Origin of the sequence: Rhodococcus sp. IEGM 1372, assembly GCF_030056835.1 — a bacterium.
GTDB lineage: Bacteria > Actinomycetota > Actinomycetes > Mycobacteriales > Mycobacteriaceae > Rhodococcoides.
The window spans coordinates 36,527-58,073 of the sequence record NZ_JASHKS010000009.1; the positions used below are offsets into that span (position 1 = coordinate 36,527).

At 62.0% G+C, this 21,547-nt stretch carries 19 protein-coding genes and 1 pseudogene; 6 read left to right on the top strand and 14 right to left on the bottom strand.

Annotated features, from left to right (window positions below):
- Positions 1–91: 91 nt before the first annotated feature.
- From QM590_RS10955 to QM590_RS10970, 4 genes are read right to left on the bottom strand one after another with little or no spacing between them, the layout of a single operon-like run.
- Positions 92–1,195: an LLM class flavin-dependent oxidoreductase gene (locus QM590_RS10955; RefSeq protein WP_269594944.1), complete on the bottom strand. Its 1,104-nt coding sequence runs from the start codon at positions 1,193–1,195 to the stop codon at positions 92–94.
- Positions 1,196–1,223: 28 nt separating this feature from the next.
- Complete coding sequence (locus QM590_RS10960) at positions 1,224–2,270, bottom strand: ABC transporter substrate-binding protein (protein WP_269594943.1); 1,047 nt, start codon at positions 2,268–2,270, stop codon at positions 1,224–1,226.
- Positions 2,271–2,306: 36 nt separating this feature from the next.
- A complete protein-coding gene (locus QM590_RS10965; RefSeq protein ID WP_269594942.1) occupies positions 2,307–3,026 on the bottom strand; it encodes an ABC transporter ATP-binding protein in 720 nt (239 codons plus the stop codon).
- Positions 3,027–3,029: 3 nt separating this feature from the next.
- Positions 3,030–3,890: an ABC transporter permease gene (locus tag QM590_RS10970; protein ID WP_411741327.1), complete on the bottom strand. Its 861-nt coding sequence runs from the start codon at positions 3,888–3,890 to the stop codon at positions 3,030–3,032.
- Positions 3,891–4,005: 115 nt separating this feature from the next.
- Here QM590_RS10970 and QM590_RS10975 point away from each other — a divergent pair, with 115 nt between their 5' ends.
- Positions 4,006–4,536, top strand: a complete 531-nt coding sequence (locus QM590_RS10975; RefSeq protein ID WP_269594941.1) for a GNAT family N-acetyltransferase — start codon at positions 4,006–4,008, stop codon at positions 4,534–4,536.
- A 92-nt stretch (positions 4,537–4,628) separates the two neighbouring features.
- Complete coding sequence (locus QM590_RS10980) at positions 4,629–5,711, top strand: ParB/Srx family N-terminal domain-containing protein (protein ID WP_269594940.1); 1,083 nt, start codon at positions 4,629–4,631, stop codon at positions 5,709–5,711.
- Between the two features lie 43 nt (positions 5,712–5,754).
- Here the strand turns inward: QM590_RS10980 and QM590_RS10985 are convergent, their stop codons facing one another.
- The 3 genes from QM590_RS10985 to QM590_RS10995 all read right to left on the bottom strand — a co-directional run bounded on the left by QM590_RS10985 (position 5,755) and on the right by QM590_RS10995 (position 7,926).
- Positions 5,755–6,411: a nitroreductase family protein gene (locus QM590_RS10985; RefSeq protein ID WP_094670769.1), complete on the bottom strand. Its 657-nt coding sequence runs from the start codon at positions 6,409–6,411 to the stop codon at positions 5,755–5,757.
- A 279-nt stretch (positions 6,412–6,690) separates the two neighbouring features.
- The gene (locus tag QM590_RS10990; protein WP_269594939.1) at positions 6,691–7,404 is read right to left on the bottom strand and encodes an alpha/beta fold hydrolase; all 714 of its coding nucleotides are present in this window, start codon (positions 7,402–7,404) and stop codon (positions 6,691–6,693) included.
- 12 nt (positions 7,405–7,416) lie between these two features.
- Positions 7,417–7,926: an EVE domain-containing protein gene (locus tag QM590_RS10995; protein WP_269594938.1), complete on the bottom strand. Its 510-nt coding sequence runs from the start codon at positions 7,924–7,926 to the stop codon at positions 7,417–7,419.
- Positions 7,927–8,116: 190 nt separating this feature from the next.
- Here QM590_RS10995 and QM590_RS11000 point away from each other — a divergent pair.
- Positions 8,117–8,374 (top strand): annotated as a pseudogene (locus tag QM590_RS11000) (TerD family protein); the annotation flags it as partial.
- A gap of 72 nt (positions 8,375–8,446) precedes the next feature.
- Positions 8,447–9,319 (top strand): vWA domain-containing protein, encoded by an 873-nt coding sequence (locus QM590_RS11005; protein ID WP_269594975.1) that lies wholly within the window; start codon positions 8,447–8,449, stop codon positions 9,317–9,319.
- Positions 9,320–9,363: 44 nt separating this feature from the next.
- Here QM590_RS11005 and QM590_RS11010 read toward each other — a convergent pair whose 3' ends face one another.
- The gene (locus tag QM590_RS11010) at positions 9,364–10,002 is read right to left on the bottom strand and encodes an isochorismatase family protein (RefSeq protein WP_269594937.1); all 639 of its coding nucleotides are present in this window, start codon (positions 10,000–10,002) and stop codon (positions 9,364–9,366) included.
- Positions 10,003–10,126: 124 nt separating this feature from the next.
- Here QM590_RS11010 and QM590_RS11015 point away from each other — a divergent pair, with 124 nt between their 5' ends.
- A complete protein-coding gene (locus QM590_RS11015; RefSeq protein ID WP_269594936.1) occupies positions 10,127–11,107 on the top strand; it encodes a GlxA family transcriptional regulator in 981 nt (326 codons plus the stop codon).
- A complete protein-coding gene (locus QM590_RS11020; protein ID WP_269594935.1) occupies positions 11,104–11,943 on the top strand; it encodes an adenylate/guanylate cyclase domain-containing protein in 840 nt (279 codons plus the stop codon). Before QM590_RS11015 ends, QM590_RS11020 begins: the two co-directional genes overlap by 4 nt.
- A 21-nt stretch (positions 11,944–11,964) precedes the next feature.
- Here QM590_RS11020 and QM590_RS11025 read toward each other — a convergent pair whose 3' ends face one another.
- From QM590_RS11025 to QM590_RS11050, 6 genes are all read right to left on the bottom strand, one after another.
- Positions 11,965–12,459, bottom strand: a complete 495-nt coding sequence (locus tag QM590_RS11025) for a hypothetical protein (RefSeq protein ID WP_269594934.1) — start codon at positions 12,457–12,459, stop codon at positions 11,965–11,967.
- Entirely contained in the window at positions 12,456–13,310 is an 855-nt protein-coding gene (locus QM590_RS11030) for a ParA family protein (RefSeq protein ID WP_269594933.1), read from the bottom strand. The genes QM590_RS11025 and QM590_RS11030 overlap by 4 nt, the downstream gene beginning before the upstream one ends.
- Positions 13,311–13,316: 6 nt before the next feature.
- Complete coding sequence (locus QM590_RS11035) at positions 13,317–16,271, bottom strand: Z1 domain-containing protein (protein ID WP_269594932.1); 2,955 nt, start codon at positions 16,269–16,271, stop codon at positions 13,317–13,319.
- A 145-nt stretch (positions 16,272–16,416) separates the two neighbouring features.
- Positions 16,417–17,745, bottom strand: a complete 1,329-nt coding sequence (locus tag QM590_RS11040) for an ATP-binding protein (RefSeq protein WP_269594931.1) — start codon at positions 17,743–17,745, stop codon at positions 16,417–16,419.
- Positions 17,742–19,805, bottom strand: coding sequence for a hypothetical protein (locus tag QM590_RS11045; protein WP_269594930.1), 2,064 nt, complete (start codon positions 19,803–19,805; stop codon positions 17,742–17,744). The genes QM590_RS11040 and QM590_RS11045 overlap by 4 nt, the downstream gene beginning before the upstream one ends.
- A 24-nt stretch (positions 19,806–19,829) precedes the next feature.
- Positions 19,830–21,524, bottom strand: a complete 1,695-nt coding sequence (locus tag QM590_RS11050) for a CocE/NonD family hydrolase (RefSeq protein WP_269594929.1) — start codon at positions 21,522–21,524, stop codon at positions 19,830–19,832.
- Positions 21,525–21,547: the final 23 nt, after the last annotated feature.

A 21,547-nucleotide genomic window follows, 5' to 3' on the forward strand; every position in this document is an offset into this window, starting at 1 on the left:
CTCCGTCGCATTCTCTATCATCCATTTTTTACACCATCTACTGGACAGATTTCCCATACGCGAAGACCCGGCGGGTTCGATCCCACGTGCCCTAGCGTGCGGGAACGGTGATTCCTCGCGCGTCGAGGATTGGTCGAACACCCTCGGCGAAGTGGTACGCCTCCTCCAGGTGCGGGTAGCCCGAGAGGATGAACTCGTCGAATCCGGCGTCGTGGTACTCCCCGATCAGGTTCGCGACCTCCTCGTGCGAACCGACCAGAGCCGTCCCGGCACCGCCGCGAACCAGGCCGACCCCGGCCCACAGGTTCGGGTAGATCTCGAGCGAATCCTTGCTGCCACCGTGCAACGCTGCCATCCGACGCTGCCCCTCGGACTGCGAAGACGAGTGCAGCGCGTGTGCCTGGGACACCTGCTCCTCGGGAAGCTCGTCGAGGAGCTTCTGCGCGACGGCCCAGGCCTCTTCGGACGTGTCGCGGCTGATGGTGTGCAGGCGAATGCCATAGGTGAGCTTGCGGCCCTCGGCGTCCGAGAGCGCTTGCACTTTCTCGATCTTGGCGCGGGCGTCGGCCGGCGGCTCGCCCCACGTCAGGTACGTCTGCACGTGCTTCGCCGCAACGGCGAGTGCGGGATCGGACGAACCACCGAACCAGAACTCGGGCAATGGATCCGGAGCTTCGGACACTCGGGCGTCGGCGACCTTGAAGAACTCGCCTTCGTGATCCACGGACCCCTCGGTCCAGATCCGGTGCACCAGTCCGAGGAACTCGTCGGTGCGGGCGTACCGCCGATCGTGGTCGGTCCAGTCCCCGAAACGACGTTGTTCGACGTCGTCTCCCCCGGTGACGATGTTGAACAACACCCGACCCTCCGAGAATCGCTGCAGCGTCGCTGCCTGCTGCGCCGCCAGCGTGGGCGGTGTGAGGCCGGGACGGAAGGCAACGAGGAACTTCAGTCGCCGGGTGCTCTGCAGTAGAGCGGCCGTGGTCAACCACGCGTCCTCGCACCAGGTTCCGGTCGGAGTCAGCACCCCCTCGTAGCCGAGACGGTCCGCGGCCTGAGCCACCTCCGTGAGGTACCGCAGCGACGGACGACGGAACCCGGCAGGTTCGACGATGTTGGCCGACGCGTGAGATGCGCCGACGATGGAGCGGCCGTCGCCTGCGGTGGGGAGGAACCAGAAGATGCGTGCGGTCACGAGTGAACTCCTAGAACGTGGTGGGTGATCAGTTGGTGGCGGCGGATGCGTCTGCGATGGCGTCGTTGTAACGCGTGTCGACGAAGTCCGCGAACGTGTTGCCGCCGGGGATGCTCCCGCTCTCGACGAATGCATCGAAGAGCGCCTGCTCGGACTCGATCACAGTGTCGTCCAGAGCAATTGCGGGTCGCTGGCTTCGTCCCTGCGCCAATTCGCCTGCGGCGGGGTCGATGCCGACGGCGGCGGAGTATGCCGCCGCCCACTCGGCCGGATTCTTCTCAGCCCAGGCCGAGGCTTTGGCCAGACGAACCACGAAGTCCTGCAACGCCGTGTTCTTCGCCGGATCGTCCAGAGCCTGCTGTGAGGCGATGCCGAATCCGTAACCGTTGGCAACGCCCTCGGCGGTGGTCAGTGTCTTCGAGCCGTTCTGGACCTGCGCGATCGCGGTGAAGGGATCCCAGATCGCCCAGGCGTAGACCTCACCCGAGGTGAATGCCGTCAGTGCATCCGCCGGCTGGAGGAAGATGATCTGGACGTCGTCCTCGGTCAACCCGGCCTTCTGCAACTGCAGCAGCACGTGGCCGTGCGCGGAACTTCCCTTGCCCACCGCGATTTTCTTGCCGCGCAGATCGGAGAACGAGGTGAGCGTCGAATCGGACGGCACGAGGATCTGATCGCCGCTGGCGTCGTTGCTGTAGGCGGAGACGACCTTGATGCGCGCGTTGGCTGCGACCCCGAACATTGGCGGCGTGTTGCCGGTGACCGCGAAGTCGATCTGACCGGCTGTTGCGGCCTCCACCTGAGGCGGGCCGGAAGTGAAGGTGGAGAACGCAACATCGTATGGGGCCGAGTCGAGCTCGCCCGACGCACGAAGCAGCGCCTCGGTGCCGCCCTTCTGGTCGCCGACGTCGAGGGTGACCGTGGTGAGCTGGTCTTCGGAGACGAGTTCGGGCGCTTCGGTGGTAGTGGTGTCGCTGCCGCGGGAGACGCAGCCGGTGAGTCCGACGACCGTCAGAGACAACACAGCGAGCACACCGATGGCGCGCAGGGATCTGGAACGAGCGAGTGACGACATGCGTGAAAGATCCTTCGTATGAGAGGAATTGATCGGTCAGTGGACGCCGAGGGCGGAGAGCAAATGGGTACGAATGCGAGAGAATCCGGCTGTTCCCCGGTCGCGGGGACGAGGCAGATCGACGGTGACGGTCTCTGCCACCGCACCACCGTCGAGCACCACCACCCTGTCCCCCAACGCGATCGCCTCGTCGACGTCGTGGGTGACCAGAAGGATGCCGAAGTGGTGCCGTCCCCACAGGTCGAGCAGGAGTGACTGCATGGTCAGTCGAGTGAGTGCATCGAGCGCCCCGAACGGTTCGTCCAGGAGCAGCAGTTCCGGCTCCCCCACCAACGCCCGCGCCAGGGCTGCGCGCTGAGCTTGCCCACCGGACAACGTGAGAGGCCACGCGTCTCGCTTGTCTGCAAGCCCGACTTCGTCGAGCGTCGCGTCAGCCGCGATCAGCGCGTCGTTGCCGGTGACTCCTGCGGTGTTGAGACCGTAGGACACGTTCTGGCGAACCGATCGCCACGGAAACAGCCGTGGTTCCTGGAACGCCACCGCGGGATTCCCGGCGACGTGCCGCTCACCCGTGTGGTCCGTCGACAGCCCGGCCAGAACGCGCAGGATCGTCGACTTGCCGGACCCGGATCGTCCGACGAGCGAGACGATCTCGCCGCGTTCGATGGACAGGTCGACGCCCTTCAGCACGTGACTGGATCCGTAGAACTTCTCGATCCCGCGCAGGGTGGCAACGGACGTTGTCGTCGCAGTCATGGGTCAGACATCCAATCGGTAACGAAGAGACCGCTTTTCGAGGATGCGCACGATGCCGTCGGTGGCGATTCCCATCAGCGCGTAGACAACGAGCCCGAAGATGATGGTGTCCACACGCAGGAAATCTCGCGCATTGTTGATGATGTAGCCGAGCCCGGATTCGGCATTGATCTGCTCGGCAACGATCAGTGACAACCACGCAATAGCCAGCGATTGCCTAAATCCCACCAGTAGTTGTGGGGCGATGCTGGGCAGGATGATGGTGGTGAACCGCTGACGCCACGAGAAGCCGAGTACAGCGGCCGTGTCGAGGAAGTCGCGATCGATCTGGCGGATCGCCGAGAACGTGTTGAGATACAGCGGAAATGCGACTCCGAGAGCCACGAGCAGAATCTTGGGAGTCTCGCCGATCCCGAACCACAGGATGAAGAGCGGGATCAGCCCGAGGTGCGGGAGTGCGCGCAGCATCTGCAGCGGTGGATCGACAGTTGCTTCGGCGAGCTTCGACAATCCGACGAGCGCACCGAGCGCCACCCCGATCACACCGCCCAGCACGAGTCCTTGCACCACACGGGTTCCGGAGACGGTGAGGGCATCGGCCAACTCTCCGTTGCGTAGCAATTCGAGGCCCGCGTCGAAGATCAGCGATGGCGCCGGCAGTACTCGTTCGGAGAGAACTCCGGCAGCACTGGCAATCTGCCACAGGACGAGTAGGGCGACGGGTGAGAGAACGCGAACGACGGTCCATCGGTACCGCTGCCACACCGACTGTTTCGGCGAAACATGCGCGGGGCCGCCGTTGGGAACGTCGCTGACACGCGTGTCCACGGGTGCCGCGGGAACGGCGTACGACGTCACGACCACGGGTACAGGCCTTCCGGTTGAGTGCGAGCAGGTTCGACTACTCACCTTCGGTCAGACCGGGGCCTACGACCAGGGTTCGAATCAGCGTGAATTTAGGTCGGGCAGAATTGCTCTCATGAACGTCGAGCCCATCCATACCGAGCGCCTGACGCTGCGCCTGTACGAGCCCACCGACGTAGACGGGATTCTCGCGTACTACAGCGATCCCGAAGTCTGCCGCTACCTACTGCACGAAGCATGGTCGCACGCCGATGCCGTTGCTGCGGTGGGCAAGCGGATGAAGCGAACCGGATTGAACACCCAGGCACTCGCGATGGTCGTCGAACACGAGGGGACGGTGGTGGGCAACGTCGAGGCATGGTTGATCGACGGGTCACCGGCTCTCGTCGAACTCGGGTGGACGTTCTCACCTGCTGTGGCCGGTCGTGGATACGCCACCGAGGCGGTACGAGCCTTGATCGAGCACGTGTTCTCGCTACCCCAGATTCACCGAGTGAGCGCACAGCTGGACGGACGCAACGACGCCTCTGCCCGCCTGGCCGCGAGGGTAGGGATGCGTCGGGAAGCGCACTTCCGCCAGAACTGGTGGTGCAAGGGTGAATGGACCGACACCCTTGTCTACGCGATGCTGCGCGAGGATCGCTGACGTCCATCATGCGACGTTCACCTCTGCGTTGGTTCCACGACATCGGCCGGTGACCGGAGTGGGGCAGTCTCCGGGGAACTTCACTCGAACTCATGGGAGTTTCACCGATGGCCTCGCTTCGTAGAGCTGCACTGTTGGGCACGCTCGCTTTGATCTCTATCGCATCCACGTCGATGGCCGGTGTTGCCACTGCTGCGCCCGCACGGACGGCATCACCGCTGTGCCAGGTCTCAGACCTGCTTCCCTCCGGATCGTCGTCGGGCCTCGGTTACCAATGTGCCCAAGCCGGTGAGCTTCTCGATCTGCCGATCGGTGAGGTGCGCGCGACACAACCGTCACTCGGGTACGACGAGGTGTACTACAAGCTCGGTCGATACACGCTCGGCAAGGACGAGATCAACAAGAAGTTCGACGACTGGTGCGAGGCCAACGGCCAGGAAGAGGCCGCGTCCGCGTTGCCCGACGCGCGACTGGACAATCCGACGTCGTTCACCTGCGCTGTGCCCGTCGGCCAGGAAACGCCCGACACCATCGCGCCGATGAAGACGGTCGTCATCGGGCCGGGCGGTGTGCCGTACCTGACCGACGGACACCACACGCTCACCTCGTTCTACGAAACGGCTGACGGTGGACCGAATCTGCATCTCCGACTGCGGGTGGTCGCGAACCTCAGTGATCTGAGCACCACCGATTTCTGGGCGCGGATGAAAGCCGAGAAGTGGGTGTGGAACTACGACGTCGACGGCAACGAGGTTCCGGTGGAACAGCTGCCCTCGGGAGTAGGCCTCGCCAAGTTCCAGGACGACAAGTACCGCAGCATGACGTACTTCGCCCGCGACATCGGCTTCACCCCCGGAACCATCCCGTTCCAGGAATTCTATTGGGGTGCATGGGTTCGCGACTCCGGCGCAGTCGACATCAGCGGATGGGACAGCAACAACCTCACGAGCTACCTGAGCACCGTCGAATCGGTCTCGCGCGCCCAGGTCGCCGCACCGAAAGACGCGGTGATCGACAGTGACCGCACCGCAGCGGAACTCGGTGCTCTGGACTCCTGGAACGACGGTAAGGCAGCCACCAAGGGTGAATTCGGAAAGCTCTCGGCACCGTACTCGAACGACAAGCCGGGCAAACTGGCCTACGCCTTGCAGTACAAAATGGGGCTGCCCAGGTAGTGCTTTTTCGACCCGAACATGAATCGGACGGGCTGCGCGCGAATCACCAGCGATCGACGTGCAGCACCGTCTCGATCGGATCCCGCGGAGCTACCTTGAACGTCTCCCCCGTGTAGTACGCCGTTGGAATCAGCGCACCCTGATGGAAGTCGTCGGGAATGCCGAGCAGTTCGGAGATTTCGGCTTCCTTCGCGAGATGAATTGTGGTCCATGCTGTTCCGAGACCACGCGCCCGTGCGGCCAGGGCGTAGTTCCACACTGCGGGCAGGAGAGAGCCCCACAGACCGGCTTGATTGCCGGCCGGGAGCGTCTTGCCGGCCTGAATGCACGGAATCAGCAGAACCGGAACCTCACCCATGTGCTCGCCGAGCCAGCTCGCACTGTCTCCGACACGCTTCTGGACCGAGGCACGTTCCGGGTCGTCTGTGAACAGGGCCGACGCAGAATGCTTGGACGCCTGATACGCGGTGAACAGTTCGCCGTAGATCGCACCGATACGAGCGCGAAGATCAGGATCGGTGACGACGATCCACTGCCACCCCTGCTTGTTCGATCCGGACGGGGCCTGCAACGCGATCTCCAGGCATTCCTTGATCAGTTCCATCGGAACCGGCCGCGTCAGGTCGAGACGCTTCCGGACCGTGCGCGTGGTGGTCAGCAGCTCGTCGGGAGTGAGGTCGATGATCGGGAATGAAGTCACTCCTCGATCATGCACCATTCGACCCCTGCAGGGCCCGGTTGGTCAATTCATCGTTCGCAGTGTCCCAACGCGCGGCCATTGACCTGCCACCGTGCCCGTCGCCCTCGTCGACGTGAAGTGTCGATCCGGGCCACTCCCGGTGCAGACGCCACGCGGTGACGGCGGGTCCGGACACGTCGCGTCGGCCGTGGATCAGGACGCCCGGGATATCGCGCAGACCTGCGGCGCGGTCGAGCAGAGGCGGATCGCAGAACCCGTCGTGCGACCAGTAATGCGTGGTCAGTCGGACGAAGGCAAGGCGGAACCGGTCATCGTCCCACCTGGGATCGCGTCTGATACCTCCGGTACCGATCGAGATGTGGACATCTTCCCACAATGCCCATTCACGGGATGCGCTGTCCGCAACACAAGATCGTCCGAGTTCAGCAGTTGGGCGTAGGCGTCGACTATTCGTCCGTGCCCGCGGCAATTGCCAACGCCGGCCTGCTCGGCGAAGGTAGCGAAACGATCCCACGCTTCGGGGAAGACCGCGCCGACGCCCTCGGTGATCCAGTCGACCTCCGCGCGGCTGGTCGTCGTGACCGACACGAGGACAATACCGAGAACCCTCGTCGGATGCGCGAGAGCGTAGGCAAGAGCGAGAGTCGAACCCCAGGACGCGCCGTTGACGATCCAGGCGTCGACGCCGAGGTGCTCGCGCAACGCTTCGATGTCGGCAATCAGATGGGCAGTGGTGTTGGTGGACAACGACGTCGAGAGATCGGACGCGTGCGGGGTGGACCGTCCGCACCCGCGCTGCTCGAATCCGATTGCGCGAACTCGCGATAGGTCGAAGTGACGACGAAACTGGCTCGCGTTCAGAGTCCCACCCGGACCGCCGTGCAGGTAAACCGCAGGCACGCCGTCTGACGGACCCCATTGCTCCCAATAGATGCGCTGGCCGTCGCCCACATCCAACATTCCGTGCAGTGTCGGCTCGTCCTCCAGTGTCATACCGCCATCACATCATTCGGGAGGCAGCATCTGCCTGATCACTGCCCACGCGGACACGTCGATCCAGGACGGATTCGATTGCTGCGGTGATCGAAACACCTCAAGCATCGACAATTCCGCGATGGACTGAATGTCCGACGCAAGAATCGGCTCGTCGAACAGCGTGATGTCCGTCGAGATTTTCCACTGGGGCCCCGGGACCGGGGAGCCGCTCACGGTGCCGGCACCCCAGATTCCGCGTCGGGCATGGGTACTGACCCAGAACAGAACCGGCTGCCCGGGTGCCATCAGACGCGTTCGATAGTTGTCGGCGACGCACCACTGCTCGTGCGCACGTCCGGCTTCGACCATCGGCGCGAGATCGGTCTTGTGCGGATTGCACTTGATCACCCACGCACCGAGCGTCTGGTCGGTTATCGCGCGCGCCGTCATGATCGTCATCGTAATGAAGAACTGAGCAACCGCGTCGTTGCTCTGCACCGCGTGGACGATTGCCAACACATCGGGTGTGGACGGCAGCACGACTGGATCAATGAGTTGCGCTCGCCGGCTGTGCCCGAGAGATACCCGGAGGGACTCCCGCACCTACTCGGAACTCTTTGTCTCCAGTTGCACGGCGACCCTGACCGGCAAGGTGCTTGCAAAACACGTACAGCAATTCATGTCGCCACTACGCTGGCCTCATGCGTTCTCGCGAGACCGAACGGACACCATGACAACCCTGGCGCGAGGCGGAAATACCCCAATCGAGGCACAGACGTTCGAGGTCACCGTCGACGATGCCAACGGTGTCGACCTACTTGCGTTCCAAGTGGACACAGGTCGAAAAGTACGCAACGACGACGATTTCGTGTTCTTCAACCAACCGTCGTCGCCTGAAGGCGCGGTCCGACTGTCATCGACGCAGTCGATCAGCATCGACCTGAGACTCGTACCTGGAGACGTCGACGCCATCGTAGTCGCGATCGCATCGGGCAGCGCACTGTCGTCTCGCGCTGGATTGATCGTAAGGTGCAGCGATATCGTTAGTCCAGCAACGGGTTTGACCACAGAAACTGCGGCAGTTCTCATCGAAATCTACCGCCGAGGCGGCGGCCGGAAGGTACGCAACGTGAGCGCCGGTTGGGATGCCGGATTTGCCGATCTAGTGCGGGAACACGGGGTCGACGTCGATGACACCGAGAACCCAAAAGTCCGTTCTGTGGCGGGCGAGGAAAAGCTGTCGATGGTCAAGCGCGAGAAGCTCGATCTCCGCAAGCATCACGTGCACAAGGTGCTGCTGAAGAAAGACGCTGTGGGGCTGCGGGCTCGCATCATTCTCGTCATAGACAAGACCGGCAGCATGAGCAAGCAGTACTCGACGCGCGTCGTGAATCGCGTCGTTGAACGCATGGTTCCTGTTGCGACCCAACTCGACGACGACGGCGAGCTCGAGCCCTACCTGTACGGCTCGTGGTACGCGCAACTGCCGGTCATCACCGTCGCCGACACCGATGCCTGGGCCGACACCTACCTCCATCTGTACGGCCATCACGGTGGCATCGACTACTCGTCGATCGGCGGCACCAACGACGAACTGCCGATCATGAATCAGATCCTGTCCACGGTTGTCTCGCGCCAGCCCACGTTGGTGCTGTTCTTCACCGACGGTGGCTTCACCAAACGCGGCCCGATCGCGAGTTTCATGCGGACGGCGTCGAGCGCGCCCATTTTCTGGCAGTTCATCGGTGTCGGCAAAGCGAACTACGGCCTCCTCGAAAAGCTGGACACCATGGAGGGCAGGCTCGTCGACAACGCCGGGTTCTTCGCGCTCGACGACATCGACAAAGTCTCCGACGCCGAGTTGTACGAACGAATCCTCAGCGAATTCCCGGATTGGATACGTGAGGCTCGGGCGGCGAAGATAATCGACTGACGATAGATACCTCGGGTCAGTGGATCTTGTAGCCGAATGCGGACTCAGGCGGTACCCACCGCGTCGTTGCCCTGAGCCGACGAGACCACCAGATTGTTTGCGGTCAGATCGTTTCCGTTCTTGACGGCGTCGATCCACTGATCTGTCGACGCGACCGCCGCGAAGTTCGACTGCAGCAGCACCATCAGCGCCTTGTGCAGTTGCTCCGCCGAGACGGTGCCTGCCTCGTTCGAGAGATTGATCGCGCCGGTGGCGTCGGACAGAATTTCGACGGTCAGATCCAGCACCTCGGCGTCGGCGCTGGATGCGAGGTCGCAGTTGTTGGTCATGTACCCGACGATTGTGACGGTATCGATATTGTTGCCCTGCAACCACTTCGCGACACCGGTTCCGGCGAACACGCTGCTGTACTTCTTCTCGACCCGCTCGAACGAGGGTTGCACCAGTGCCTGAATATCGGGGTGCAACTCGTACGTCGGGGTGCCCTTCACGAACGCCGGAGCGCCGTCGGGCATCTCGTGCTGCACGATCGCAACGGGAAGATCCTGCGCCACAGCGGCTTCGATCGCCCGGACAATGTTGGCCAACGACTGGTCACGAGGCGGGTACTGAATCTTCAGCACGCCCTCGAAGTACTCCTGCTGGACGTCGATGACGATCAATGCTCTGCGTGGTGCGGTCATGGTGTTCTCCTTCGACTGGCGATCTCGGTCGCTTCTCATCCTGCGGTGGCGGCCTTGCTTCCACGAGTGGCACGGATGCATACTTTCGATTGATTCGGGCCAACGGTGGAGATCGGAGACAGCCATGCGAATCGCGCTCTATGCGTTCGACGGCATCACGATGTTCCACCTCGCCGCGCCGTTGATGGTGTTCGGCGAGGTGACTCGACTCGGACTCGCACCGGACTGGGAGACGCGAGTGTGGTCCGACCGAGCCGGGTCGATCCGCACCGAGGAGGGCTTCCCGGTCGGCGAGATTGCCGGCCCCGATACCGTCGACTGGGCCGACATCGTCATCGTCACGTCGTGGCCGGAGTCGTTGCCGCACATCGGGAAAACCCTGTCGGCGCAGCTTCGTGACGCCCATTCGCGTGGAGCGGAAATCGCAGGATTGTGCCTCGGCTCGTTCGCCGTCGCAGATACCGGATTGCTAGCCGGCCGCCCGGCCGTCACTCATTGGACCAAGATGACCGAACTGCGGGAGCGAAATTCACACGCCGGCGTCGACGAGTCGGTGCTCTACATCGATCACGGCGACGTGATGACGTCTGCGGGCACCGCGTCGTCGATCGATTCCTGCCTCCACCTCGTGCGCAAACACCTCGGTTCGGCGGCGGCGACCCGGGTGGCGCGCAGTCTGGTGGTCGCACCTCATCGCGACGGTGGCCAGGCCCAGTACATCGAGCGTCCGGTCACGGAGGCATCCGGAGATACCGCGATTGCCGATGTGCTGAGCTGGGCACTCGAAAGACTGGACGAGCCCTTGCCCATCGAGCGACTGGCCGCTCATGCGCGCATGAGCCGACGCAGCTTCATCCGCCAGTTCCACCTCGAGACAGGTTCCACCCCCGCCCGTTGGGTACTGGACAAGCGACTGAACGAGGCCAAGAGCCTGCTCGAAACGACCGATCGCAGCATCGACAACATCGCATCGCTGTGCGGATTCGGCAGCGCCGTCACTTTGCGTCAGAACTTCCGCTCGGCCTTCGCGGTGACACCGACGGCCTACCGACGGCAGTTCGCCGTCGGTTCAACAACCACGAGCATCGTCGACAGGCAAAGATGAGCGACGTGATCCTGTGGATAGTTGCCGGAGTAGAGCTCGCCGCCATCATCGCGCTGGGTGTGGTCTTGATCGTCTCGCGTCGAAAGTTGAAGCACACACGTCGTGCACTGGACCGCGCTCTCGAATCGCAGCAACGCCGTAAGCGACGCGGCCTCGTGCCCTTCGCGATCAGAACCGCCTTCCACACCACGGACCTACTCATCAACAAGGGCTTCGGCGCAACGGTCCGCAACTCCGTCGAGGACCTGGCCGGCTGGGCGAAGGTCGAACGGCCCGATCTGGCGCGCATGACGGCAGACGGGGACATCGTGGTGATGTTCTCCGACATAGAAGGATCCACCGCCCGCAACGAGGAACTCGGCGACCGCGGCTGGGTGAAGCTGCTCGAGAAGCACAACAAGTTGATTCGCAAACACGTCGACGATCACGGCGGTCACGTGGTGAAAAGCCAGGGCGACGGCTACATGATCGCCTTCTCCGACCCGGCCCAGGCCGTGCGCTGCGGAGTGAAGGTGCAGGAAGCGCTGCTGAAGAACCCCGATCGCTGGGACCGCATTCGCGTCCGTATGGGCGTGCACGTCGGCAGCTCGGTGCGCCGAGGTGACGACCTGTTCGGGCTCAACGTCGCGATGGCGGCACGAGTGGCGAACCAAGCCGACGGCGGCGAAATACTGGTCAGCGAACCGGTGCGTGACGCCATCAGCACTGCCGCCGATCTGCCACTCGGCCTGCCCCGTGAAGTCGAATTGAAAGGAATGAGCGGAAGTTTTCAGTTGTATCCGGTCGCGCTTCCCACTCTTACAACTGCGGCACGCGGTGCCGCGGAGCTGACCTGACCGACGGGGCCAGACGCAGCCTCAACGGAAGACGCTGCCCTTAGACGCCAGAGCCTTGACCCGCTCGACTGTCCACGAGACGAGCGCCTCTGGTTTGCGCTTGCGACCCGTTTCCTTTCGGGTATCGATCTCCTGCTCCGCAATGATGTCGCGCAGTTGGTCGACCGTCAGTTCCAAGAGTTTGTCAGCAAGACCCTGCTCCCCCGACTCAGCGAAGACGACGAACGGGTCGAACACACCGGGCTGGCGCGTGACAGCTTTCCTGGTTGGCGCCTTACGCACTGGCTTCGCGGGTGCGAGCCGCGCGACCGTCTCGGCCCCATCCGACGACGGAGCAACGGTAAATGCAGCCGTAAGCGCTTTGGCGAACCGAGGCGTTCGTCCCGCTTCCTCCGCTACCACCTGGAACAATCTGGTCAGCAGAGACGCTGCAGTCGCATCCGCGCTTGCCAACTTCAGGAGCGCTCCACCAAGTTCTTGAACCTCTACCCGCTGCTGGGCGTCATTGCTTGTCATAGCTTCGCCTGTGCCTCCGTCATGATGTTCTTGGTGATCTCGCGCAGCTGGTCGAACTGGCCTTGGTTTCCGTATTTGACCTTCAAAGTGCCGTAATCACGGAACTCCGCTGACGCTGCGATCGAATTGGACTCGGCGAGATACACCGGCAGCACATTCTGAATATTCGCGTCGCGGCGAAGATTACGGACCGTCGTCCGGTGGATAGCCGAGTTGGACTTGTACTTGGTGATCACCAAACCCAGTTCAAGAATTTTGCGCCCCAGCCCCAAGGCGAACTGTTCGATGAATGTCTGTATTTGAGGGATACCATAGGTCGAGAGAACATCTGGGATCGTCGGGATGATGTACGCATCGGACATCGCCAACCCATTGAGGGTTATCGGGCCGACGTTGGGCGGGCAGTCGATCAGAATGTAGTCGTAGTAGTCCTTCAGCGGAGCGATCGCGTCGCCGAGGATGTCGACTCCGCTGGTTGCTCTGCCTTCGGATACCCGAAGCGCACTCAATCGCTCCTGCAACGGAATCAGATCCAGCGAGGACGGAAGCAGGTCGACGCCCGTCACTCGCTTCACCGCCGATACTCCCCGCACGATACTGGAGTGCAGGTCGAAGTTCGATGCGCCATCGAGAGCATCCTCGAACAGCGCTGCCAACGTTCGCTTTTGGTTGTTCAGAGCGAACCAGCGCTCTTCGCTGATCATCATGGTAGTCAGGTTGATCTGAGAATCCAGGTCGACCAGCAGTACCCGCTGCCCGAACTCCAGTGACATGAACTCCGCGACGGCCGCGGTCACCGTGGTCTTGCCGACACCACCCTTGAGGCTGATGGTCGAGATTACTTTCGCCATAGCGGACTACTGCACTTTCTTGTTCGCGTGACGGTCGATTCCGTCGACGATGGCTGCTCCCCCGGACTGTCGGACCGAGAATCCAACTCTGGGATTCGGGTCCGCTGCGAGCGGTAACGCGTAGGAGAACAGGGTGGCGAGATCCCCCGGGTCGATCGTGCCGCTCTCAGCTCGCCTCATGTTCTTCGTTCCCAATTCTGGGTCATTGGCGAACACCAAGATCAGACCCCCGCGCGTCCTCTTCCGAAGTTTCGCCGCTCTCGGCCCGCCATCTTTGCTTCGATTTCCTGCGATGTGCTCAATAGCGTCACGTTCCCGCACAGCAGTTCCCGTGAATCCTGTGCGATAGTCCTCATCGAGGCGTTTGCGGTGTACGACCGGCAACGGCTCGGCCCATCCCGCAACCGGCAACGGATCACGGGTCTTAGGCTTCGGAAGGAGAATTGCGAAGTCCTCCAGCGTCTTTTCGTCGATCGCCTTCTTCATCGCCGCCAAGTGTGGGTCGAACGACCAGTTCTCGTCCCAGACGAACTGACTGACTACATCCAGGACGAGCTGCGCACTCACCACTCCGAAGCGCGCGTCGAACGTCCTGCGCTTGCCCTGGCTTCCGGTCATCTCGAAGGTATCCCCGTCCGTAAGCTTTGCGAGGAGCGGCTTCACTGCGTCGAAGTGCAGCTTGTTCCACTGCCCATCACCACGCGGTCGCTGCATCGTGAAGCTGAATGATTCACCACCCGCGCCGCGATAGGTTTGGACGGCGTTGAACATCTTCTTGGTATCGGTCGGCTTGAGCCACGGCAGCTGCTGGAACACCATCGGCGGGACATCGCGTGGGGTCACCATCGGCTCACCTTTAGCGTTGATTCCCTTGTACCGCCGGAGCTCTGCACGAAACTCTTCCTCGTCGCGCACGATGGCTTCAAAGGCTCGGTACATGTCGTATCCCGCTCCGGCCGGACCCTGGACGTTCCGCCCGATAAACAGTCGCACCAGGTCCTTGTATCCCGCGCGAAAGCCAAACCATCGGCCGGTCTGCATCAACGTGTCGGCCTTGTCGGTGCGCCGGGTGTAGTAGGTCGTAGTAAGACCTGCGACGGTGAACCCGCGACTCAGCTTCGTCCCGCCGACAAGGATCTTCCATACGCTGCGCGCATCAAAGTCCAGTACCTCTTGTTCGTGCTCGTCGGGAACCTCCCCGTTGACCACTATGACCGGGCTGACACCTTCGGAGATTCGGTCGTAGGCATCGCCGATGAACTCGTCCAGATCGTCGAAGGATTCTGGAACCGCGTCCTCGGATCGTGCTCTCGCCTGGCACACCGGACCGAAGTCCTCGGTCCACAGAGCGCGCAACCGTGCACGCGACTTGGGTTGGCTATATGCCGCCTCTTTCCAGAGATCACGAACGTCGGTCGCCATCGCCTTGTGTGTCGCAGTCTTGACCGACTCGTGCACCAGCATGGTGTGATGATGGAAGGGCTTGCTTCCCTGCGACTCTCGATAGAGTTTGATGGCCCCGGCAAGAACAAACGAGTCCAATGCACTCAACAGTTCCTCGTTGCGCTCGTCATCCGAGCCAGCACTCAGACCACGAACAAAGGCACGTTCGTTCGAGTTCGCGGGCGTCTTGTCCTCGTCGGTGAATTCGTCGTGGTCGTCATGAAAGTCCGAGCCGCCCATATACCCGGCGGGTCGGTCGAGGCTGACTATGAAGTCGGTAGGGAAGATATTGACGCTGTCGTCGGGGTCGACGAAAACGTTCGCGAATGGTGTTGCGGTATAACCGATGTATTGAGCACGCGGCAGCATTGTCAGCAGCTCGGCGATGCGGTCGTTGATGGCCGTCCGTTCGATTTTCTCGGATTCGGACACCGGTGGTTTGACCGTATTCACCGACGCTTGATCGGCCTCGTCGTCGATGATCAGTGCGGGTATTTCGTTCAGTGTTTTCGGGAACTTATTCAGGTCGGCGACAAGCTTCTTCAGTACTGTCGAGTTTTTCTTGACCACTGCGATGCGGACGTTTGCTCCCCACAGATTTGCCGTGTCGTTAAGTGGCGCATTGTGATCGATTTTTTCGAACTCGAGCGCGCCGATGCCCTTGCCGAGCGACAAGTAGTCCTTTGTCAAGCCGGTCAATCTGCGCACGGCAGGAACCGAGTTCGACGTAGTGGGGTCCATGGTATGCGTGACAAATCGTCCCGCCTGCCAATCCGGGTCGCCGAGGTAATCGGGGTCGGACCCGATGTTCTGTCGGCCGATCAGCTGCAAATCGAGGCGGCGCTGCGTCTGACTGCGGAGCAGTTCGATGGTGCCGGTCAACACGATGATGAGCCGGTACCCGGCATCGATCGACTTAGCAAGGACACCGGTGAAGTTGGCGGTCTTGCCGCTCTGCACGTACCCGACGACAAGCCCTTTGGATTGGTAGGGCTCGGACCTGGTCGGATCTGCAAGCCGTTGTACCACTTGTGTTGTAGCAATATCGAGGCCGGTGATTGCATCGTCACTCCAGCCTTCACCTGCCAGAACTCCCCGGTAGGAATGCCAGTAAAACTCGTGGGCCTTTCGCCGACGCGGTGTGTACCACGGCCCCCACGGTTGCGGGGCCGCGATGACCGAGGGCTGATCAGCGCGAGGGTAGTGGTCGTCGAGGTATCGGTGAGCTTCTTCGGGTATCCCCAACAGCGTGTAAATCAGAGCTCGCCGCTCGGCCGACCCGGGCTCGGTTCCATCGGTCCACGATGCCGAGGATTCAGCGTCCCACTGACCGAAGCTCGTCCTCGCCGCTGAACGAACCTCAGACGCGTTCTCGTCGACCAGGACGTCGACAATGACGTCGATTTCGATGCCCGATGGAAACCGCTGCACCAGGTGCGCATTGACAGGGTGCACGAGCAACACCGGTGGGTAATCGCCGAACTGTCGAGCAATCGCCTCGACCAGATCCATACTCATCTCTCGTCCCCTGTCTGTTGAATACGCCGTGCAGTCACTGCTGCGACGAGGACGTCCTGCCAGGCCTGCATCTGTTCGATCTGTTTGTGACTGTGCCTGGCTCCCAGGAACATCTGCTGCGTAAGCAGATACAAAAGAGCCTTGATCAAGGGCGCGTCGGTGTTGTCGTAGCTGCGGCGGCCGAGCAGCTCTTTTCGAAAACGTCCGTTGATCCACAACGCGCGAGATTGAAGATCGACCTCGAAGACTTGTCTCGGGCCAACACTCGCCAAGCAACACGAACGGGGTCGCCATCGTCGAATGTGAAAGCGTCACTGAAGGCGTCGAGAAGGTCCTCGGGGAAACCTGATTCTGGAGCAACCACACTGACTGGGCGCGATTGGCGACTGCGGGCAGTCGTAACGGTGTAAACAGCCTGATCGAAATATCCGACGGTGGCCAAAATTCGCTCGAGCGCCACACCGGCACTGGCGTCGAGAGTCACCCCGAACTTCTCCGGGTTGATGGTGATGTGGCGCATCAGCGCATCGTCGAGATCGACCGACACCCGCGCCAGCCCGTAATCCGCTCGGGGACGAACCAATCCGTTCCACCCACCGACCTGCAACAACCGACCGGCACGATAGAAATAGAATCCCTGCCGGTCTCGGCCCGGTGCCCCATACAGTCGAAATTCAGCCGATGAACTACGCGCCGGCCAGATGTGAAGAGTGACCTCTGCCGACGATCCCGGCACGCCGATGCTGCTGCGCAGCGGAAAGGTCGGGTCACCCGAGAAGGGGTAATTGAACGGATCGATCGCCTTGACCTTCCTCAACGCACCTGTCTGGCTGTCATCGAGGTCGAACACATCGACAGTAATCGCCAATTCGTCACCGAGTAGGCGATGAAACACAATCCCCAGATGATCACGAATATCGCCGATCGCTTGTTCGAGCCAACCGGTTCGTTCCTCCTCGTCGGCCGAACGCGAGAATGTAGTGATGCCCTGCCACTCGACGATAGTGCCGGTACGGAGCGGGAAACGTGGCCGCGCCTCGGACATCTCCAGGGCGGCCCGCTCACCGTTCATGATGGAGATGGCGTGCGGATTTTCCCGATCGATAGTCCGACCCTGCGGCTCCGACCCCGCCGCCTGAGACCAAACGACCAGAGCACTCGCTTGGCTCAACGAAGCCGCTTTCATTCCGACTCCGAAGTGCCCGAGGTCGGATGAATCGTACTGTCGTCTACTGCCGTAAGTCATCGCACTGTCGATAGTCGCGGAGTCCATGCCCGCTCCGTCGTCGATTACCCTCAGCCCCGTCACCAGCGTCCCGCGCTGTAAAAACCGCACAAGGACGTGTTTGGCCCCGGCATCGATACTGTTGTCGATCAGATCGGCAGCAGCGGTGGTCAGAGTGTGGTGCAGCCCGATTGAGGTCGCGAGAGAAGCGTCCGGCGTCGCGTCGATCGTTCCGATCACGTCGCTCACTCTCGGTCTCCTCGAGCCACATCGTTACCCGAAACCCATGCACTCTCGAGAAGCGCCGTCACTTCGTCGTCACTTCCTGTTTCGTAGGCCGACAACAACCGCCTGGGACGCGTCTCGCCCGCTAACCCGATCGCGTCAGCCAGTACTCTGACGAGGTTCCTCTCTGAGATGGACATCGGGTCGCTGTGACCGATCATCCCGAGAACTCGCCGCAGCGGCCCAGCATCCTCGGGGATCGATGCTGCCGGCAGAACCTCAAAGCGACGATCGACTCCGAAGTCGAGGAATACCGAGTCGCCAACGTTGACAGCAAGTTCCGCGAGAAAACGGCGGATCGTTCCGCAGGTCGGTTGCGAACCGGACCAGCGAATCATTTGTTCACCGAGACGACTCGAAAGCTCTACAACGTCACCGCGCCCGCATCCGATCGCAGCAGCGACGCCAGCAGGCAGCGCAAATCCCGAACCTCGTAGGTGGTCACGAGAGACCACAATTCGGTACCGCCAGCCGAGACCGACACGGTAGAGCCGACGCGTGTGATCCGGCGACTTGACTCCAGACCGCTTCCGCCTGACCGCCCCCGTGGAATCGGCTACGAATTGCGGCACCTCGAGCGCTGCACGACCCTCGACTTCGATGTCAGCAGTGGACCACTCCTCCAGGTGCCATTCCAAGTCGTGATCTCGTTGGACGCGAGAGTCCGCCGCCAACGCACGCGAGATGGATTCGACGCCACGACCCGGATCGACAAGTTCTCGAAGAATCTCCGACGAAAGCGACTCGCCCATGGCCTCCAACGCTCCGACCAGATGATCGGCAAGCTTGGCAGTACGGGTCAATGCACGTCCAGCGACCAACGGGACTTCACACCAACGAAGCCACTCCTCCAACTCGTCACGCGTCATCGCCACAGCGTCCGTGACATCAGCGAGGTCGACGACACCGTTGACCGACTCGTGATCTTCGAGCAGTGACCGCGTGCGGCGTTTCGCCGCGTCGACACCCGGCGCAGCTGCCCAGCCGTCGGTGACCTCGAAGTAGTCGTCCAGACGATCGAGCACGAGCCAGAGTGGTACTCCAAGAGCCGGCACTTCCTTCGCAATACCCGGGTGCAGCTTCAACAGACGGTCCAATGGGGCAACCGGTTGAATCTCGACTCGCAAGCTCGCTAACAAGTTTCCTACTGCAGTCCCGTAACCACACGCGGAAGTGAAACGTGACTTGATCTCCGACTCGATTGTGCTGGTTCGAGCTTTGCTGACATGCAAACGCACGCTCATTTCACCGAGCGACTTGGGCGCGACCGCCATCAGCCGCTGGTGCAATACCAAGCTCTCCCGCTCGTTGAGCTGCTCGACGAGGTTCTCGATCTCGTCGATGGGATCCCCCACCGTGCCGTCCGGCAGGTCAAGCGCAGTCAACGCTGCAATCCGCGCGGCAACGTCTTGAATCGGTTCCGGCGACTCGTCATCGATGGTCACAGTCACCAGCGGTTGGCGACTCCGGCCTCGAATCCGCTGCCACTGAGCCAACTCGTGAAGATCGTCGATCAACTGACTGATCACTGGTGGTGCCGAAATCACTTCGTCGTCTGAGACCCGCGAACCCGGGTCAGTGAGAACCACACACCCGAGAATGGCGGCGACCAATTCGCGCGCCGTCCCGTCATGTGTGCCGCTGATCGCGAAGAAGTCCTGAACGGTCAACGGCAAGAACCCATCGACGGTCGCGGATTTGGTAAGCCTCCCTGCCAGGGTGGCAGCTCTGGTATCCAAATGAAGTGCCGAAACCGACAGACCTGGGTCCAAGGTGGGAAACGCATCGGACAGGACGATGCTCTTGTGTCCAGTAACAAACAGATCGGCGAGCTCAGACAACAGCTTCTCGAGGTCGCCACCCGATGCGGTCTCTCTGGGCGAATCCTCCAGCCACCATTCGTCGCGCCCCAATCGTTCCAACCGAGCGGCGCGGTCGGATACATAACTATCGAGCCATGGCAAGACGTCGACCCAGGTTAAGTTGGTGATGTCGTCTAGCCGGGACGAATTCACCCCCACCATTGGCCCACGATGCCTCTCTTGCCTTTACCGAAAACAGAACGAATGGTTCACGATAGGCCACCGCGACCTACCTCGTCCCGCCAAGCAACTCTTCGGTCCGGCAGCGGACACAAACGGTGCCGCCGCGCGGCTCGGCGGTTCGCTCGTCGACTCCGATTCGCCGGTCAGCGCACGGCAGCGCTGGGCAGGACCGGCACGGTCAGAAGACCCTCCGACTCCAGTTCGGATCATGACATCCCCTGCCGGGGCATCGTCGGTGATGTCTGGGTAGTCGTCACTGCGAACCTGCACTTGCAGCCGATGCCCGGCCGGCAACCGGAAATGCGTCGGCCACGCGCGCACGTCCAATTCGTACTCTCGCCCGGGTATCACCGGCTCGGGCGCGACGGATCCGTTGCGGTGGCTCGCCTTGAGCCAACCCTGGGTGATGCGCTCGACGGTGCCGTCCGGCGCGACATCGTCGACGATCACCGCTAGGTTGCCGTCGGATGCGGTGAAGGTCGCCGAAACCTTTGCAGTCGGGGACCCTGTGATCACCACATCAGCGGGTAGCGGGGTGGTCGAGAAGACCACCGCCGCTGTGGCAGCGTCGGTATGGTCCGCGGGCACGGTGTACGCCCGGCTGCCCTGCTCGGTAGACACCGGACTCAGACCACCGTCGGTTCCCATCGTCAGCGTCAGCTCGGTGGATTCGGCGGGTGGCCACTGACCGAATTTTTGCCAGCCACGTTCGACGGGCTCCGAGGAGATCTCGTAGGAATTGATCCGCTGAGCAGGCAGCGGCGCAGAATCGTCCTCGCGAAGCCACTTGTCCCACCATGCGAGGTATGCCCCTGTGCCGATATCGGCTTTCTGGCCCGCCGGCATCCCGTGTTCCCACGGCCCGGCTACGACCCACGTCAGATCCGGGTGCGCGCTGTAGTTCTGCATCATCGGATCTCGGTACCGGTCGTACCATCCGCCGACCTGCAACATGGGCACGTCGATGTTCTGCCACTTCGCCTTGACGCTGCGGTCGATCCAGTACTCGTCGTACAGCGGATGTTCGTCGTACGGCCCCTCGGTTGCGGGCGCGGTGCTCGCTTGCCAGGTGCGGATGGTGTCGGATCGGATCCCGCCGCGGTAGATCGTGTTCTCGTACCAGTCACTGAATGCATCGACCGGAATGACCGCAGCCAGATGCGGTGGATTGTTGGCCGCGGACAGCATCGACGTGTGGCCGCCGTAACTGACACCGGACTGGCCGACCTTGTCCGTCGACCATGGTTGCGCTGCAGCCCATTCGACGAGATCGTAGTTGTCCTTCTGCTCCTGCGGCCCGAACGGATCGAGCACACCCGGGGAATCACCCGATCCACGAACGTTGCACAGCAGGATGTTGTATCCACGCTCGACCAGATATGCCGAGTCCACTGCCAACTGGTCGAGTCCGTCGTAGGCGTTGAAGTCGTAGACGATGGACGGAAACTGTTCGGCGACCGGCACATTGCCGGCGTCACCGGGCCGGTTCACGTCACACGCCAGAGTCTCGCCGTCGCGCATCGGAACATTCATGCGCTCGGAGGTGACCGTGTACTCGGCCGCCCGCCCGTAGGTGAAGAACGGGTCTGTCGGTGATTCGCGGGGCACCGCTGCCGCGGTGCCGGCAGTCTGTGCAGCGAGCACCACGGCGAGGGTCAGCGCCAAGGGTACGTGGGTGATACGGATATCGATCTCCATCCATCGGGCGGCTCGGCCGCAGG